This window comes from Alloalcanivorax xenomutans, assembly GCF_900217905.1.
GTDB classification, from domain to species: domain Bacteria; phylum Pseudomonadota; class Gammaproteobacteria; order Pseudomonadales; family Alcanivoracaceae; genus Alloalcanivorax; species Alloalcanivorax xenomutans.
In genome coordinates, this window is record NZ_OBMO01000019.1 from 21,928 (window position 1) to 37,119 (window position 15,192).

15 protein-coding genes are annotated in these 15,192 nt (G+C 60.9%); 9 read left to right on the forward strand and 6 right to left on the reverse strand.

Going from position 1 to position 15,192, the window contains the following annotated elements:
- Window positions 1-13: 13 nt before the first annotated feature.
- Genes CRO06_RS15170 through CRO06_RS15185 form a run of 4 tightly spaced genes read right to left on the reverse strand, consistent with a single transcriptional unit; the run spans window position 14 to window position 3,800 of the window.
- Window positions 14-934: an SDR family oxidoreductase gene (locus CRO06_RS15170; RefSeq protein ID WP_014993970.1), complete on the reverse strand. Its 921-nt coding sequence runs from the start codon at window positions 932-934 to the stop codon at window positions 14-16.
- A 46-nt stretch (window positions 935-980) separates the two neighbouring features.
- Entirely contained in the window at window positions 981-1,448 is a 468-nt protein-coding gene (locus CRO06_RS15175) for a MaoC family dehydratase (protein WP_022994025.1), read from the reverse strand.
- A 55-nt stretch (window positions 1,449-1,503) separates the two neighbouring features.
- On the reverse strand, window positions 1,504-2,589 hold the full coding sequence (locus CRO06_RS15180; protein WP_097058794.1) for an acyl-CoA dehydrogenase family protein: 1,086 nt from the start codon (window positions 2,587-2,589) through the stop codon (window positions 1,504-1,506).
- A 26-nt stretch (window positions 2,590-2,615) separates the two neighbouring features.
- Window positions 2,616-3,800 carry an acyl-CoA dehydrogenase family protein gene (locus CRO06_RS15185; RefSeq protein ID WP_022994027.1) on the reverse strand — a complete coding sequence of 395 codons (1,185 nt, stop codon included), beginning with the start codon at window positions 3,798-3,800 and terminating at the stop codon, window positions 2,616-2,618.
- Between the two features lie 316 nt (window positions 3,801-4,116).
- On the opposite strand from CRO06_RS15185, the gene CRO06_RS15190 reads away from it, so the two are divergent.
- On the forward strand, window positions 4,117-4,746 hold the full coding sequence (locus tag CRO06_RS15190) for a TetR/AcrR family transcriptional regulator (RefSeq protein ID WP_014993974.1): 630 nt from the start codon (window positions 4,117-4,119) through the stop codon (window positions 4,744-4,746).
- A 104-nt stretch (window positions 4,747-4,850) separates the two neighbouring features.
- On the opposite strand, the gene CRO06_RS15195 is transcribed toward CRO06_RS15190, so the two are convergent.
- On the reverse strand, window positions 4,851-5,621 hold the full coding sequence (locus tag CRO06_RS15195) for an enoyl-CoA hydratase/isomerase family protein (protein ID WP_097058795.1): 771 nt from the start codon (window positions 5,619-5,621) through the stop codon (window positions 4,851-4,853).
- Window positions 5,622-5,825: 204 nt separating this feature from the next.
- On the opposite strand from CRO06_RS15195, the gene CRO06_RS15200 reads away from it, so the two are divergent.
- The 8 genes from CRO06_RS15200 (at window position 5,826) to CRO06_RS15235 (ending at window position 13,719) form a co-directional block, all read left to right on the forward strand.
- Complete coding sequence (locus tag CRO06_RS15200; protein ID WP_022994029.1) at window positions 5,826-6,503, forward strand: histidine phosphatase family protein; 678 nt, start codon at window positions 5,826-5,828, stop codon at window positions 6,501-6,503.
- 70 nt (window positions 6,504-6,573) lie between these two features.
- Window positions 6,574-7,782 carry an acyl-CoA dehydrogenase family protein gene (locus CRO06_RS15205; RefSeq protein WP_022994030.1) on the forward strand — a complete coding sequence of 403 codons (1,209 nt, stop codon included), beginning with the start codon at window positions 6,574-6,576 and terminating at the stop codon, window positions 7,780-7,782.
- Window positions 7,783-7,883: 101 nt separating this feature from the next.
- Window positions 7,884-8,915 (forward strand): phosphotransferase family protein, encoded by a 1,032-nt coding sequence (locus CRO06_RS15210; RefSeq protein ID WP_022994031.1) that lies wholly within the window; start codon window positions 7,884-7,886, stop codon window positions 8,913-8,915.
- A 135-nt stretch (window positions 8,916-9,050) separates the two neighbouring features.
- Complete coding sequence (locus CRO06_RS15215) at window positions 9,051-9,815, forward strand: SDR family oxidoreductase (RefSeq protein ID WP_097058796.1); 765 nt, start codon at window positions 9,051-9,053, stop codon at window positions 9,813-9,815.
- A gap of 75 nt (window positions 9,816-9,890) precedes the next feature.
- On the forward strand, window positions 9,891-10,673 hold the full coding sequence (locus CRO06_RS15220; RefSeq protein WP_022994033.1) for an SDR family NAD(P)-dependent oxidoreductase: 783 nt from the start codon (window positions 9,891-9,893) through the stop codon (window positions 10,671-10,673).
- A gap of 52 nt (window positions 10,674-10,725) precedes the next feature.
- Entirely contained in the window at window positions 10,726-11,526 is an 801-nt protein-coding gene (locus tag CRO06_RS15225; RefSeq protein WP_097058797.1) for an SDR family NAD(P)-dependent oxidoreductase, read from the forward strand.
- Window positions 11,527-11,565: 39 nt separating this feature from the next.
- Window positions 11,566-12,483 carry an SMP-30/gluconolactonase/LRE family protein gene (locus CRO06_RS15230; RefSeq protein ID WP_063140153.1) on the forward strand — a complete coding sequence of 306 codons (918 nt, stop codon included), beginning with the start codon at window positions 11,566-11,568 and terminating at the stop codon, window positions 12,481-12,483.
- Window positions 12,484-12,738: 255 nt separating this feature from the next.
- A complete protein-coding gene (locus CRO06_RS15235; RefSeq protein ID WP_097058798.1) occupies window positions 12,739-13,719 on the forward strand; it encodes a carbon-nitrogen hydrolase family protein in 981 nt (326 codons plus the stop codon).
- A gap of 3 nt (window positions 13,720-13,722) precedes the next feature.
- Here CRO06_RS15235 and CRO06_RS15240 read toward each other — a convergent pair whose 3' ends face one another.
- Window positions 13,723-15,114 (reverse strand): sigma 54-interacting transcriptional regulator, encoded by a 1,392-nt coding sequence (locus CRO06_RS15240; protein WP_097058799.1) that lies wholly within the window; start codon window positions 15,112-15,114, stop codon window positions 13,723-13,725.
- Between the last annotated feature and the right edge of the window lie 78 nt (window positions 15,115-15,192).

Consider the following 15,192-nt stretch of genomic DNA (forward strand, 5'->3'; position numbering starts at 1 on the left):
AAGGGGGTTCAGGTTAGCCCAGTTTAATGCCTTTGGCCTGGGCGGCTTTGGTCAGGATCTTGGAGACATGTTCGCCGCCGTTGTGCATTTCACGGGCGTTGCTCATGTCCGCGAGTTCCTCGAAATGGGCGGCGATGGCGTCCGGCGTGCGCTCGCCTTCCTGCAGATAGATACCTTCACTCTCCATCAGACGCACGGTGGCGTAGCAGCCGGCGCCGGCCAGCAGGATGCGACGGTTGGGGGCCTGATCGCTGGCCAGGAACAGTACCGCGGGAGTGATCTCGCTGGGTTCCAGCAGAGCCAGCACTTCCTTGGGCATCAGATCCTCGGTCATGCGGGTGGCGGCGGTGGGAGCCACGCAATTGATCTTGATGTCGTACTTCTCGCCTTCCAGACAGAGGGTGTTCATCATTCCGGCCACGCCCATCTTGGCGGCGCCGTAGTTGGTCTGGCCGAAGTTGCCATACAGACCGGAGGTGGACGTGGTCATGATCACCCGGCCGTAGCCTTGTTCACGCATCACCGGCCAGACGGCGCGGGTGCAGATGGCGGAGCCGGTAAGGTGCACGGCGATCACCTTGTCCCAGTCGCTCATCTCCATTTTGGCGAAGCTTTTGTCGCGCAGGATACCGGCGTTGTTGACCAGGATGTCGATGCGGCCCCATTGATCCAGGGTCTGCTGGACCATGGCCTGCACCTGTTCCTGATTGGATACGTCGGCACCGTTGGCAATGGCTTCACCGCCGGCTTCGATGATTTCCGCCACGACTTTTTCCGCGGCCTCGCTGGAGCCACCAGTGCCGTCGCGGGCGCCGCCGAAATCATTGACCACCACCTTGGCGCCCAGCCGGGCCAGTTCCAGAGCGTGGGATCGGCCCAGGCCGTTGGCGGCACCGGTGACGATTGCCACCCGGCCTTCGAAATTAATGCTCATTGATGTTCTCCTGATTTTTCCTCGCGCACCGGGTCAACCGCGGTGCTTAACCCAATACCACCAGGCTCAGCCATTCGCAGGCGATGGCGGGCTTGTCCACGCCTTCGATCTCCACGGAAATGGCATAGCGGATCAACAGCTGGTTGTCGCCCCGGGGTTCCACCTGGGCCAGCTTGAAGTGGCCGCGCACCTGAGAGCCGGAGCGTACCGGGTTGAGAAAACGAATCTTGTCGAACCCGTAGTTGATGCCCATCACCGTGCCTTGTACACCGGGCACCACGTCCATGGCCATGGCGGAAAGCAGGGACAGGCTCAGGAAGCCGTGGGCGATGGTGCCGCCGAAAGGTGTTTCCTTGGCGGCCCGCTCCGGGTCGATGTGGATCCACTGCGGATCCTCGGTGAGGTCGGCGAATTGATCGATGCGTTCCTGGGATACCGGGAACCAGCGGGAAGTGCCCAGATCCTCGCCTACCTTGGCCCGTAGTTGTTCGACGCTGAGTTTGTTGTTGAACATATTATTGTCTCCTGATCGTCACTGGAGGAGCGGGCGTGCCCGCTCCCGTGCGGGTTCAATAACCGCCGAGTGTGGCGAAGCGGTCGGCGCAGAAGTTGGCGTCACCGAGGGTTTCGCCACCGGCGCGGGCACGCTTGAGGAAGAAGCCGATATCGAATTCGTCGGTCATGCCGATACCGCCATGCATCTGCACGCCTTCCTGACCGGCCAGCAGGGCGGTGCGGGCGGCTTTGCCCTTGGCGGCGAACACCTGGGCATCGGCATCGTCGGCGTTGTTGTCGCAGGCATCCAGGGCCTGAAGCGCCAGCGCTTCGGTCATGGTGACATCGATCATCAACTGCGCGGCACGATGCTGCAATGCCTGGAAAGTACCGATCAGGCGGCCGAATTGCTTGCGCTCTTTCAGGTAGCCCAGAGTGCGTTCGAACACCTCCCGGGACAGACCCGCCAGTTCCGCGGCCAGCACCGCGCGGCCGGCGCGCAGAGCGGTCTGCAGAGCGGCGGCGCCATCGGCCATGGGTTCGGCGTCAACATTATCGAAGCGGATGCGGGCGGCGTTACGGCTGTCGACCATGATGGTCCGCTCGATGGTGACGCCGGATGCCTTCGGATCCACCAGATAGAGGGCGCTGCCGCTGCCGTCGGTGGCGGCGACCAGCAGCAGGTCGGCCACGTGGCCGTCCAGAACCAGCAGTTTGTCGCCGCTGATCTTGCCACCTTCATAGCGGGTGCTCAGGTTGTCGGGGCGATGCTTGGCGCCTTCGTCCACGGCCAGGGCCACCAGCGCGGTGCCTTCGGCGATGGCCGGCAGCCATTGGCTTTGCTGCTCGGCGGTGGCGCCGGTGCTCAAAGCGGTGGCGCCCAATACCGCGGTGGACAGGAACGGGGTCACCGAGAGATTACGGCCGATTTCCTGGGCCACCAGGCCGGCGCCGACCAGGCCAAAGGCGATGCCGCCGTGTTCCTCGGGCACCAGAATGCCGGTCAGACCCGCTTCCACCATGGCCTGCCACAGTGGCTGGTCATAGCCTTTCTCGTCGCGGTTGTCACGCAGTTCGCGCAGGCGGGACACCGGGCCCTTGTCGGCCATCAGCCGGGCCACGGAGTCCTGGAGCATCTGTTGTTCGTCGTTCAGTCTCATATTCTTTACTCCCAGAAAAGGGCTCCTTAAGCGTCCGGCAGACCCAGTACCCGTTTGGAAACGATGCCCAGCATCACTTCGGAGGTACCGCCTTCGATGGAGTTGCCCTTGGAACGCAGCCACTCACTGGCGAACATGCCGCCCTGGGTGCGCTCGCTTTCCCATTCCAGGCCTTCGGCGCCCATGGCGTCCATCATCAGCTCATAGCGGCGTTTGTTGAGCTCGGTGCCGTAGTATTTAAGTACCGCGGACAAGGCACCCACTCCTTCGCCGGCTTCCGCTTCGGCGCGCACCTTGGCGACCAGGGCGCGGAACGCCATGTGGTCGGTTTCCAGCCGGGCGATGTCGGCGCGCAGGGCGCTATCCGCCAGCTTGCCGTTCTCGGTGCCCACGTGCTCGGCGGCCAGCGGCCCCAGGGCGCGGCCTTTCAGGTAGCCCGGCGGCTCGCCGCCGATGTTGTTGCGCTCATGGGTCAGCAGATACTTGGCCACGTCCCAGCCACGGTTCAGCTCACCGACCACGGCATCTTTTTCTACTTTGACATCATCAAAGAAGGTTTCGCAGAACGGGGACTCGCCGGAGATCAGCTCGATCGGACGAGTGGTCACGCCCGGGGTTTCCATGTCGAACAGCACAAAGGAAATGCCGTTGTGCTTGGTGGCGTTGGGGTCGGTGCGCACCAGGCAGAAAATCCAGTCCGCCTTATCCGCGTAGGAGGTCCAGATCTTCTGGCCATTGACCAGGAAATGGTCGCCTTTGTCTTCGGCGCGGGTTTGCAGGCTGGCCAGGTCGGAACCGGCATTCGGCTCGGAATAGCCCTGGCACCAGCGGATTTCGCCGCGGCAGATCGGCGGCAGATGTTTGCGCTTGAGTTCGTCGCTGCCGAACTTCAGCAGCGCCGGGCCGAGCATCCAGAAACCAAAGTTGCTCACCGGCGTACGCGCATTGATGCGCTTCATTTCTTCATCGAGGATCGCCGCCTGTTCCGGCGTCAGACCACCGCCGCCATATTCCTGCGGCCATTGTGGCGCGGTCCAGCCTTTCTCGGCCATCCGCTCCATCCAGACACGCTGGGCGTCGGATTGGAATTGCCATTTGCGACCGCCCCAGCAGTGGTCCTCGGGGCCGCGTACGGGTTGGCGCATTTCTTCGGGACAGTTGGCTTGCAACCACTCCCGGGTTTCCGCGCGGAACTGTTCAAGGTCCGACACCGTCCACCTCCTCTTTTGAAATAGTTTTTCATTTATGGACACGGCCGGAAGTATGTGAGGCGGGGTGTGGAGCGTCCAGTGTGAAAAACGCCATTGGCAAAGGCAGTTGTGTCATTGGTGAAAAGCGACATGCCGCCCGATGGAGGCGGGAGGGCGTATTTAAAGGCTTCAACGCCAAGTGAGCGTAGACCTTAGGCCAATGCAAAGATTGGAACGAATAGGTCATAATGTCCGTTTTCGCCAATAATATGTCGGTCCTCACCGGCTGTGGCAGAATGAGGCCTTTCCAAAGCCCCAATAGGGAATAACCAGAACCATGACGGACATCGACCTCACCGCGAGCCCCCGCGATACCATCCTGGATGCCGCCGCGCGCTGCTTTATGGATCGTGGCTTCAACGCCACCAGCATCGACGACATCGCCAGTCGCCTGGGCGCCACCAAAGGCATGGTGTATCACTACTTCTCCTCTAAAGCGGATCTGTTCTTCGAGATCCATCAGATCGGCATGGACGCGTTGTTCAAGGCCGTGGAGCCCTTGTCCGAGGGCACGGATGACGCCGTGAGCAAACTGCGGGCCATGAGTGCGGCCCACGTTCATTCCCTGATTCAGACCCAGCATTATCAGCGCGCGGTGGCCGAAGGCGTGCAAATGCATTTGCGCATCAGCACCACCCGAGCCCAGCGAGCCCAACTGACCCGTCTGCAGAATCGCCGCCGCCGTTATGAACAAATGTTCCTGGAGGTGTTGGAGCAGGGCATCGGTGAAGGCAAATTACGGGCGGAGCAGCCACGCATTGCCATCAAGCCCCTGTTCGGAGCGCTCAACTCGGTGATCAATTGGTACCAGCCGCGCCGGGAAAGCGGGCCGGGGGCGAGGGACGAGGTTGTCGAGGAAGTGGTGCGGGTGGCCCTGGCCGGCGTCGTGGTGCCGGGTAAGGGATAGCCTGCTGACTCCGCGGCCAAGGCCGCTTCCCACGGCGACTCCTTAGTGTCCCTGTGGGAAGAAGCGGCCTTGGCCGCGAATGGGAAGGTGCCGTCGTGCCTGCCTTACTTATTCAGGAACCGGTCAAAAATGGCGCGGGTTTCGTCGCTGAACAGACGGTCGGCGAACAGCACGGTTTCCCGTTTGATCTGTTCACGGATGGCGTCGGCGCCGTGGCGGGTCAGTTGCTTGGTGTACTGCATTGCTTGCGGCGGTTTGGCCGCTACCTTCTTGCCCAGTTCCAGCGCGCGCTCGCGCAGTTCCTCATCACTCACCCGGTAAGCGATCAGGCCCATGCGTTCGGCTTCCTCGGCGCTCAGGGTGTCGCCGGCGATGAGGAGACGATTGGCGTTCTGGCGACCCAACAGGCCTGGGAGAATCAGGCTGGAACCGGCCTCCGGCACCAGGCCCAGATTAATGAAGGCGGTATAGAAACGGGCGCTGTCGGCGGCCATTACCAGGTCGCAATGCAGCAGCAGGGTCGTGCCGATACCGGTGCAGTTGCCTTGGACGGCGGCCAGCACGGGCTTGTCCAGGTCGATAAGGCGATGCACCACCTCCATGGCCGGGCTGATCTTGCCGTTCTTGCGGGATTCCGGGTCGGCGTTGAGAAAATCACCGATGTCGTTGCCGGCACAGAAGGAGCGGCCGTCGCCGTCGATCAACAGGGCGTTGAGGTCATCACGGTCACGGAAATGGTCCACGGCGCGGGCCAGATCCCGGTACATTTCGGCGGTGAGCGCGTTCAGCTTGTCGGCGCGATCCAGGGTGACCTGTATCAGGGCGTCGTGCTCGGTAACGCGGATGTGGCCGCTTTTCAGCTCTAGTGAACTCATTTCGGTCTCCCGGTTGGCATCATTTGTAGGGGGCAGGGCTAGGGAAAATATCGGAATTCGGTTTCGTTCCGCAACAGGAAAAAAACCGGATGCCCAAATCTTCATGCATCAAACTAATGCGCTGGAATTCAAAATATCAATTTCACTAACTTTCCCCCCTGTTCTAGGCTGTGACCATCATTTGTTCACAGGCAGAGTCGTTACATGGCCCGTTTCTATCTCATCCGGCATGGTCAGGCGTCCTTCGGCGCGGCGAACTACGACAAGCTCTCTGATCTGGGACACCAACAATCCCGCTGGCTGGGTGAGTATTTCCGCGAGCGGGGCCTGCGCTTCGATGCTCTGATCAGTGGCGATCTGGTGCGTCACGTGGAAACCGGCGCCGGTATTTGCGAAGGGTTGGGGCAGGACCTGCCCACCGACCGGCAGCCTGGCCTCAATGAATTCCAGTTTCATGCCCTGGTGGATGCCTATCTCAGCGCCTACCCGGATCAAATGCCGGAGCCCGGTGCGCCGGTCGCCGCTTTTTACCGCCTGCTCAAGCGGGCCATGGTGGAATGGCGGGAACAGCGTCTGAGCGGCAATTTGCCGGAGACCTGGCGCCAGTTCTCCGATCGTGTGGCCGCCGCCATGACCCATTTGCAGGGCCGTTACAGCGATCACGACCGGGTGCTGGTGGTCAGCTCCGGCGGTGCCATTGCCATGTGGATGCACCATTTGCTCCGAACCGCTGACGAGACCGTGGTGGAACTGAATCTGCAAATACGTAACACCAGCGTCACGGAAGGGTTCTTCAACCAGAAGGCGTTTCGTCTGTCCGCGTTCAATCAGGTTCCGCACCTGGACCGCGAAGACCGGCAGGACGCCGTCACCTATACCTGATCCGGCCCCGCCGGTGATGACAAACACGCCGTAATCAGTGACACGGGGTGCCAACCCCGGGGAGAGAGAAATGAACTTCGAGTATTCCGACAAGGTTAAGGAACTGATCGCCCAGGTGCGCGACTTCATCGATAACGAAGTGGTACCGGCGGAACCGACCTATGAAGAGCAACTGGCGAAAAATCCCTGGGAAACGCCGCCGGTGCTGGACCAGCTGAAAGAGAAAGCCAAGGCAAAAGGACTGTGGAATCTGTTTCTGCCGCGTGAGCACGGAGACTTCACCGCCGGTCTGACCAACCTGGAATACGCACCGCTGGCCGAACTGATGGGCCGCCATCACATTGCTTCCGAGGCGTTCAACTGTGCCGCCCCGGACACCGGCAACATGGAAGTGCTGGCCAAGTACGGTAACGCCCAGCAGCAAGAACAGTGGCTCAAGCCATTGCTGGAAGGCAAGATCCGGTCCGCCTTCGCCATGACCGAGCCGGAAGTGGCGTCTTCCGACGCCACCAACATTGAAACTTCGATCACCCGTGATGGTGACGATTACGTCATCAACGGCCGCAAATTCTACATCAGTGGCGCCATGCGCAAGTCTTGCGAAATCATGATCGTGATGGGCAAGACCGATCCGGACAACCCCAACCGCCACCAGCAGCAGTCGCAGATTCTGGTGCCCACCAAAACCCCGGGTGTTACCGTTAAACGGGCGATGCAGGTGCTCGGTTCCGTGGACGCGCCGGAAGGCCATGCCGAAGTGATCTTCGAGAACGTGCGCGTACCGAAGGAAAACATCATCCTGGGTGAAGGGCGTGGTTTCGAAATTGCCCAGGGCCGCCTCGGCCCGGGCCGGATTCACCACTGCATGCGTTTGATCGGCGCTTCCCAGCGCGCGCTGGAACTGATGTGCAAGCGCGCCAATGAGCGCGTGGTGTTTGGTCAGCCGATGATCAAACATGGTTCCGTGCGAGAGGATATCGCCAAGAGTGCCTGCGAAATCGAACAGGCCCGTCTGCTGACCCTGAAAGCGGCGGACGCCATGGACCGTTATGGCAACAAGGAAGCGAAGGAACTGATCGCCATGATCAAGATCATCGCTCCGAACATGGCGTTGCGGGTGATCGACCGTGCCATGCAGATTCACGGTGCCGTGGGCCTGAGCCAGGATACCCCGCTGGCCGGTTTCTTCGCTTACGCCCGTACCCTGCGTTTGGCGGACGGTCCGGATCAGGTGCATATGATGCAGTTGGGCCGTAATCTGGCCAAACAACTCGGCTGAAACCGGACATTCGGTTATCACTGAGTTACGTTGAAACAATCGCCGGTAGCGTCGCTTAGCGACGCTGCCGGCTTTTGCGTATCGGCATAAGGAGGAATCGCATGTCCCAGGTGGATACCCTGGATACCGAACGTCTGGCGGACTACTTACAACAGCATGTGGACGGGTTCAAAGGCCCGGTCAGCGCGGAAAAATTCGCCGGTGGTCAATCCAATCCCACTTTTCGCATCAAGGCCGGTTCCGGCGAGTATGTACTGCGCCGGCAGCCGCCGGGCAAGCTGCTCAAGTCCGCCCACGCGGTGGACCGGGAATACCGGGTGATGGAAGCGCTGAAGAACACCGAAGTGCCCGTGCCCAAGGTATTCCATCTGTGCGAGGACCGTGACGTGATTGGCTCCATGTTCTACCTGATGGAGTTCTGTGAAGGCCGGATCTTTTGGGACGCGGCGATTCCCGAAGTGGATAACGCCCAGCGTACCGCCATGTACACGGAAATGAACCGCGTGCTGGCCGCTTTGCACAGCGTTGATCCGGCGGCGGTGGGGCTGGCCGATTACGGCAAGCCCGGCAACTATTTCGAACGCCAACTGGGCCGCTGGGGCAAACAGTACCGGGCCTCCGAAACCCATCGCATCGAAGCCATGGAAGAGCTGATGGCCTGGCTGGAAGCGAATCAGCCCGCCGATGACGGTCAGGTCTCGCTGGTACACGGCGACTATCGTCTGGACAACATGATGTGGGATCCCAAGGAAAGCCGTGTCATCGCGGTGCTCGACTGGGAGCTGTCCACCCTGGGGCATCCGCTGGCGGATCTGGCCTATCAATGCATGCAGCTGCGCATGCCGCCGAAGAGCGGCAACCTGTCCGGCCTGCAGGGCAAGGATCGGGCGGCCCTCGGTATTCCCTCGGAAAAAGAGTATGTGGCGTCGTACTGCGAACGGCGTGGTATCGACGGCATCGACCATTGGGAATTCTATCTGGCGTTCAGTTTCTTCCGACTGGCGGCGATTGCCCAGGGCGTGGCCAAGCGCGCTCTGGACGGTAACGCTTCCAGCAAAACCGCCGGATGGGCCGCTCAGGTGGTGGAGCCGCTATCACAGATGGCCATGCAGGTGGTCCGCGAGGGCGCCTGAGATAGCACTTCGCTGATGCGGATTTCGAAGCCGCCGTGGCAGCAGGCCTGCCGGAGGAAGGGCGGCGTTGCCGCCCTGCGGGATTCCAGAGACCTTTCCAAAAGGTCCTTCCAAGAATTTTTAAGGAGAGCATGAATGAGCACCAACCTGTTTGATCTGACTGGAAAAATTGCCCTGGTCACCGGCGCCAGCCGTGGTATCGGTGAAGAAATCGCCAAGCTGCTGGCGGAGCAGGGCGCTCACGTGATCGTCTCCAGCCGCAAGATCGACGGCTGCCAGGCGGTGGCGGATGCGATCAACGGAGCCGGCGGCAGTGCCGAGGCTTTCGCCTGTCATATCGGTGAAATGGGGCAGATCGAAGCCATCTTCAGCTTCATCAAGGAAAAGCACGGCAAGCTGGACATTCTGGTCAACAATGCCGCGGCCAACCCGTACTTCGGCCATATCCTCGATACCCCGGTCACCGCGTTCGACAAGACCGTGGACGTGAACCTGCGCGGCTATTTCTACATGTCCGTGGAAGGCGCCAAACTGATGCGTGACCATGGCGGTGGCGCCATCGTCAATACCGCCTCCATCAACGGTCTGTCTCCGGGCAACATGCAGGGCATCTATTCCATCTCCAAGGCGGCGGTGATCAGCATGACCAAGTCCTTTGCCCAGGAATGCGCTCAGTTCAATGTGCGGGTCAATGCTCTGCTGCCGGGTCTGACCAAAACCAAGTTCGCCGGCGCGTTGTTCGAGCAGGAAGAAATCTACAACAGCGCCATCGCCCAGATCCCCATGCACCGCCACGCCGAGCCGCGCGAAATGGCGGGCACGGTGCTGTACCTGGTGTCCGACGCATCCAGCTATGTCACCGGCGAATGTGTGGTGGTGGATGGTGGGTTCACCATCTGATCCCGGCCGGGCGGGGCGTCAGAACGACGCCTCAGAATAGGACTGCGGGAAAGTACAGAAAGTATGGAGAGTACCATGGATCCGATGCTGGACTTCACCGGCAAGGTGGGACTGATCACCGGCGCCGCCAGTGGTTTTGGCAAGATGCTGGCCGAGGAACTGGGGCGTCGTGGCGCCTCCCTGGTGATCGGGGATATCAATGAAACCGCCTTGCGGCAGGTGGCTGAGGAATTGGCCGGGCAGGATATTCCGGTGCGCGCATTGCGTTGCGATGTATCCCGGGAAGCGGACTGCAAGGCCATGGTGGACACCGCGGTGACGGAGTTCGGCCGCCTGGATATGGCGGTGAATAACGCCGGCATCGCCCATGATTTCGTCGCCATGCACGACATCGACGAAGCCCTGCTGGACCGGCAGATCAACGTCAATGTCAAAGGCGTGATCTTCGGCATGAAATACCAGCTGCCGGCGTTGATCGAAGCCGGAGGTGGCGCCGTGGTCAACACCGCCTCCATGGCCGGTATCGGCGGCGCGCCCAAGCTGGCGCCCTATGCCGCCGCCAAACACGCGGTGATCGGTGTCACCCGCACCGCGGCGGTGGACTACGGCCGGCGCAATATTCGCGTCAACGCCGTGTGCCCCTATTACACGCTGACGCCGATGCTGGAAGGCAGCGACGGCATCGCCTCCGGCGATGACGCTGAGAAAACACTGTCGATGATGGCCTCCGGCTCGCCAATGAAACGGTTGGGCCGCCCCGAGGAAATCGTCGCCGTGATGATGATGTTGTTGTCACCGGCCAATACCTATATGAACGGTCAGGCGTTGGCGGTGGACGGCGGAGTTTCGGCGTTTTAAGGCAACAAACAAGTCGAACGTTCGACGTTGGACTTCATATAGGAGAACAATCATGAGCAATCGTTTGGCGGACAAAATCACGATCATTACCGGTGCCACCAGTGGTATTGGTGAAGCCACCGCGCACCGCTTCATCGAGCAGGGCGCCACCGTGGTGCTGGCTGGCCGCTCCGAGGAGAAGGGTCAGGAACTGGCCAAGGAACTGGGCGAACGCGCGGTGTTCAAACGCACCGACGTCATGAAGGAAGAGGATATCGCCGCCCTGGTGGATTTCACCGTGGACAAGTTTGGCCGTCTGGACTGCCTGTTCAACAATGCCGGTGTCGGTGACCGTACTTCCTACGAGTCCTTCGACGAAGCCGAATTCGCTCATATCATGCGGCTGCTGGTGGGCGCGCCGGCATTCGGTATCAAGCACGCCGCGCGGGTGATGAAGGACAGCGGTGGCGGTGCCATCATCAACAACGCCTCCATCGCCGGACATCGCCGCAACCAGGGTGGGTATCTGTACTCCGCCGCCAAAGCGGCGGTGGCGCACATGACCCGTCTGGCCGGTGCGGACCTCGGCCCCTATGGCATCCGCGTCAACGCGATCTCGCCGGGCGCCGTGGCCACGCCGATCTTCTGGGGCGGTTCCCAGCGCGCTCAAAACCTCAGTGATGAGGAAAACGAAAAGAAAATGGCCAAGTTGCAGGCCAACCTGGCCAAGGCCACGCCGATGCCCCGTTCCGGGTTTGCCGATGATATCGCTTATGCGGCGGTGTTCCTGGCCAGCGATGAAGGCTCCTTCATCAACAGCCATGATTTGGTGGTGGATGGCGGCCGTATCGCCATGTTCAACGAGAACCCCTGAGGCTTCCGTCGATTCCATAACAAACATAGGACGAGCCGTATGTCCGAGATGACCGTGATCGCCGAGGGCCTGCAGTTTCCCGAAGGTCCCATCGCCATGCCCGACGGCAGTGTGATTCTGGTGGAAATCGCCGCCGGCCGCCTGACCCGGGTGTTGCCCGATGGCCGCAAGGAGGTGGTGGCCGAGCCTGGCGGTGGCCCCAATGGCGCCGCCATCGGCCCCGATGGCGCCTGCTATGTGTGCAACAACGGTGGCATGCGCTTCCACGAAAAAAACGGCTTGCTGTTTCCCGGCGATATGCCCAAGGACTACAGCGGTGGCCGCATCGAACGCATTGACCTGAGCACCGGCAAGGTTGAAGTACTGTACACCGAGGTGGACGGCGAACCGCTCAAGGGGCCCAACGATATCGTTTTCGATAAAGCCGGTGGTTTCTGGTTCACCGATCTGGGTAAGGGACGTGGCCGTACCCAGGACCGGGGTGGTCTGTACTACGCCAGGGCCGACGGCTCCATGGTCAAGGAAGTGGTGTTCCCCATCGTCAGTCCCAATGGTGTCGGGTTGTCACCGGATGAGAAAACCGTATTCGTGGCGGACACCATTCCCGGTCGTCTGTGGGCCTTCGAGATCGCCGGGGAAGGGGAAATCAAACGGGCGCCGGGGCCCTTTCCCGGGCGCTTCGTCGGCTCCCCCGCGGGGCTGAACTTCTTTGACTCCCTGGCGGTGGATGGGGACGGCAATGTTTGCGTGGCGACCATCTTCAACCCGGGTATCACCATTTTCGCTCCCGACGGCTCCAGCATCCGTCATTTCCCCACCGACGATGCCATCACCACCAACATCTGCTTCGGAGGCGAGGATTTGCGCACCGCTTATATCACCCTGTCCAGCTCCGGAAGGTTGGTGGCGGTGCCGTGGGAAAGGCCCGGTCTGGCGCTGAATTTTCTTAATAAATAAAGGGCTCCTACGGAGGTCTCTGCGGAGCCCTCGTAGGGGGCTGCCCCGCAGGCGAATCCAATAAGTCAAAATAAACTTATTGAGTAGAAAGCGACTCTTTTCCCGCGCACGCACCGTTTCGACAGGACGGCGCCTTCAACCCCTCCCACGCCCTCCCGAAATCAAACCAGAAGCGGTTCGATTCCGGTAATGAAGCCATCGCCCGACGGCGGCTAAGCTCGAATGATCCAACAATAACGACGAGCGAGGTCGGCGATGAAACACAAGATAGCCACGGTGATTGCGTCCCCGGTGATCTTCGATCTGGAGGCCACGGCGAACAAGTGCTGCGACATTATCAACGAAGCGGCGGACAAAGGCGCTTCGCTGGTGGTTTTCCCGGAGACCTTCCTGCCCATGTATCCGTGGTGGATCTGGATGGCGGTGGATAACGTCAAGCGTCTCGAGCTGTACGAGCGTTTGGCCGGGGAGTCGGTGGATGTGCACGGTGACGTGTTCAAATCGATCTGCTACCAGGCGCGCCGCCGTAATATTCACGTGGTCATCGGTATCAATGAAATCGGTGGCGATACTCTGTACAACAGCCAGGCGTTCATCGATAACCGCGGTGATCTGATTGGCCTGCGCCGCAAACTGGTGCCCACTGGCGAGGAGCGCACGTTATGGGGCCGAGGCGACGGCAGCGATCTGCTGGTGCTGGACACCGAAATAGGGCGGTTGGGCGGCCTGATTTGTTACGAGAACTCCATGGCACTGTCTCGTTACGCGCTCTATAGCCAGGGGCTGCAGATCCATGTGGCGAACTGGCCCGGCTCCAATTTCAAAAGCCAGCCACGCGACCGGACCCGCACCATCGATACCGTGTGCCGCTTCATCGCTTTCGAAGGGCAGACTTTCGTGGTGGCGTCGTCTTCCTGTATCGGCGCGGAGGAAGTGCGCTTCTATCATCAGCTGTGCCCAGAACTGAAGGACACCTTCGCCGTGGGCGGTGGTATCGCGGCGGTGTACAACCCGTTTGGCGAGCCCGTTGGTACGCCGATGATCGACCAGGAAGGCATTGTCTACGCGGACCTGGATCTGGGGGATATCCGCAAAGCCAAGCATATGATCGACTGCGTTGGGCATTACGCCCGCCCGGACGTGGCGCGGCTGGTCATGGATGACAGCAGCAAACGACCGGTGACGGGCTTTTCCAATACCCGTCCCCAACCCGTCAGCTTCGAGTTCGATGACTGACGTTCAGGCCAGTCCTGGCCGGCCGGGCTGGCGCACCTTGATGGCGTACTTGCGCGCTTTTCTCACCGCGGAGGTCTGGCTGATGCCAAGCGCATTGGCCACCCCGTAGGTGGTTTCGTACCGTGAGTAGGCTTGTTGCAGAACCCGCCGTTCGGTGTCTTCCAGGATGCGTTTCAGCGACGCCTCTTCCAGCGTGCCCTCCGCGGCATGGGGGGCGCCTTCCGCTGGTGACAGGCCGCTGACAATGGTGGGGCCTTCACTGTTCACATAAAGGCGCTCCATGGTATTGCGCAATTCGCGGATATTGCCATTCCAGGGTGCATCGCGAAGTTTCGCCAACAGGGCCGTGGAGATGCCGATTTTCCTGCCGTAGCGTTTCGCCAACTGGTCGAGAAATTGACGGGCCAGCAGCGGAATGTCCTTGCGGCGCTGGCGCAGTGGCGGGATGTCGATACGGTACACGTTGACGTGGTAGTACAAGTCGTCGCGGATACGGCCATGACGGCGTTGCTGCTCAAGATCGTCGGTGCTGGAGGACAGCACTCTCACATCCAGTTCAACCGGCTTGTTGCCGCCGTGGCGATAATGGACTCCGCAGGCGAAGGCATTGGCGAGCTTCATCTGGATCGCCACCGGCAGGGCCGCGATATCCTCAAGATAGAGCGTGCCGCCCCGGGCCAGCTCCAACAGGCCGGGCCGCACCCGCGCCGCGCCCTGGGTGTCGTCGGTCTCCTCGCTGCCGAACAGTTCCCGCTCCAACCGCTCCTCGGGCAAAGCGCCGCAGCCGAGTTTGATGAACGGCTGGTGTCGCCGCTCACTGTGATCATGGATCCAGCGGGCCAGACGATGCCGGCCGGATCCGGGTTCGCCATGCAGTAACACTGGGGTTTCAAAGGCCGCGATACGTTCGGCCTGGCGCATCACTGCTTGCATGGTCCGGTCTTCGGCGATCAGTTTGCCGTCTTCGTCGAGCCGGGATTTCAGGTGGGCGATTTCGTTCTGATAGGCCAGGTTGCGGGCCTCGGCCCGTTTCAGCTTTTCTTTCAGCGCGCTCAGTTCGGTAATGTCGCGCACGTTGGAGATGACTTTGTCGATAGTGCCGTCGGTGTTGAATACCGGTGTCGCGGTGACGATGGTCTCCACCCCGGTGCTGACGTGTTGAAGGATGGTGACGACGTCCTGCTTCTCCAATGCCAGCAGGGTGGCACTGACGTCGAACATGCCCCGATCGACCAGGGTGCGCATGTTCAGGCCAACCACATTCTTCCGTTTAAGGCGGGTGATGCGGCAGATGGCCTCATTGATGAACAGGGTGTTGCCGATGGCATCGGTGATCCAGATGCCGTCGTAAGAGGATTCCACCGCTCTGGTGATATCGGACAAAGAGACGGTCATGGGACGCCTCCGTTTCTCATTTTCGTGGAAGAGGGGCGTGGAAGAGGGTATGGGTGGGGAGCAGGCATCGCGGTCCTC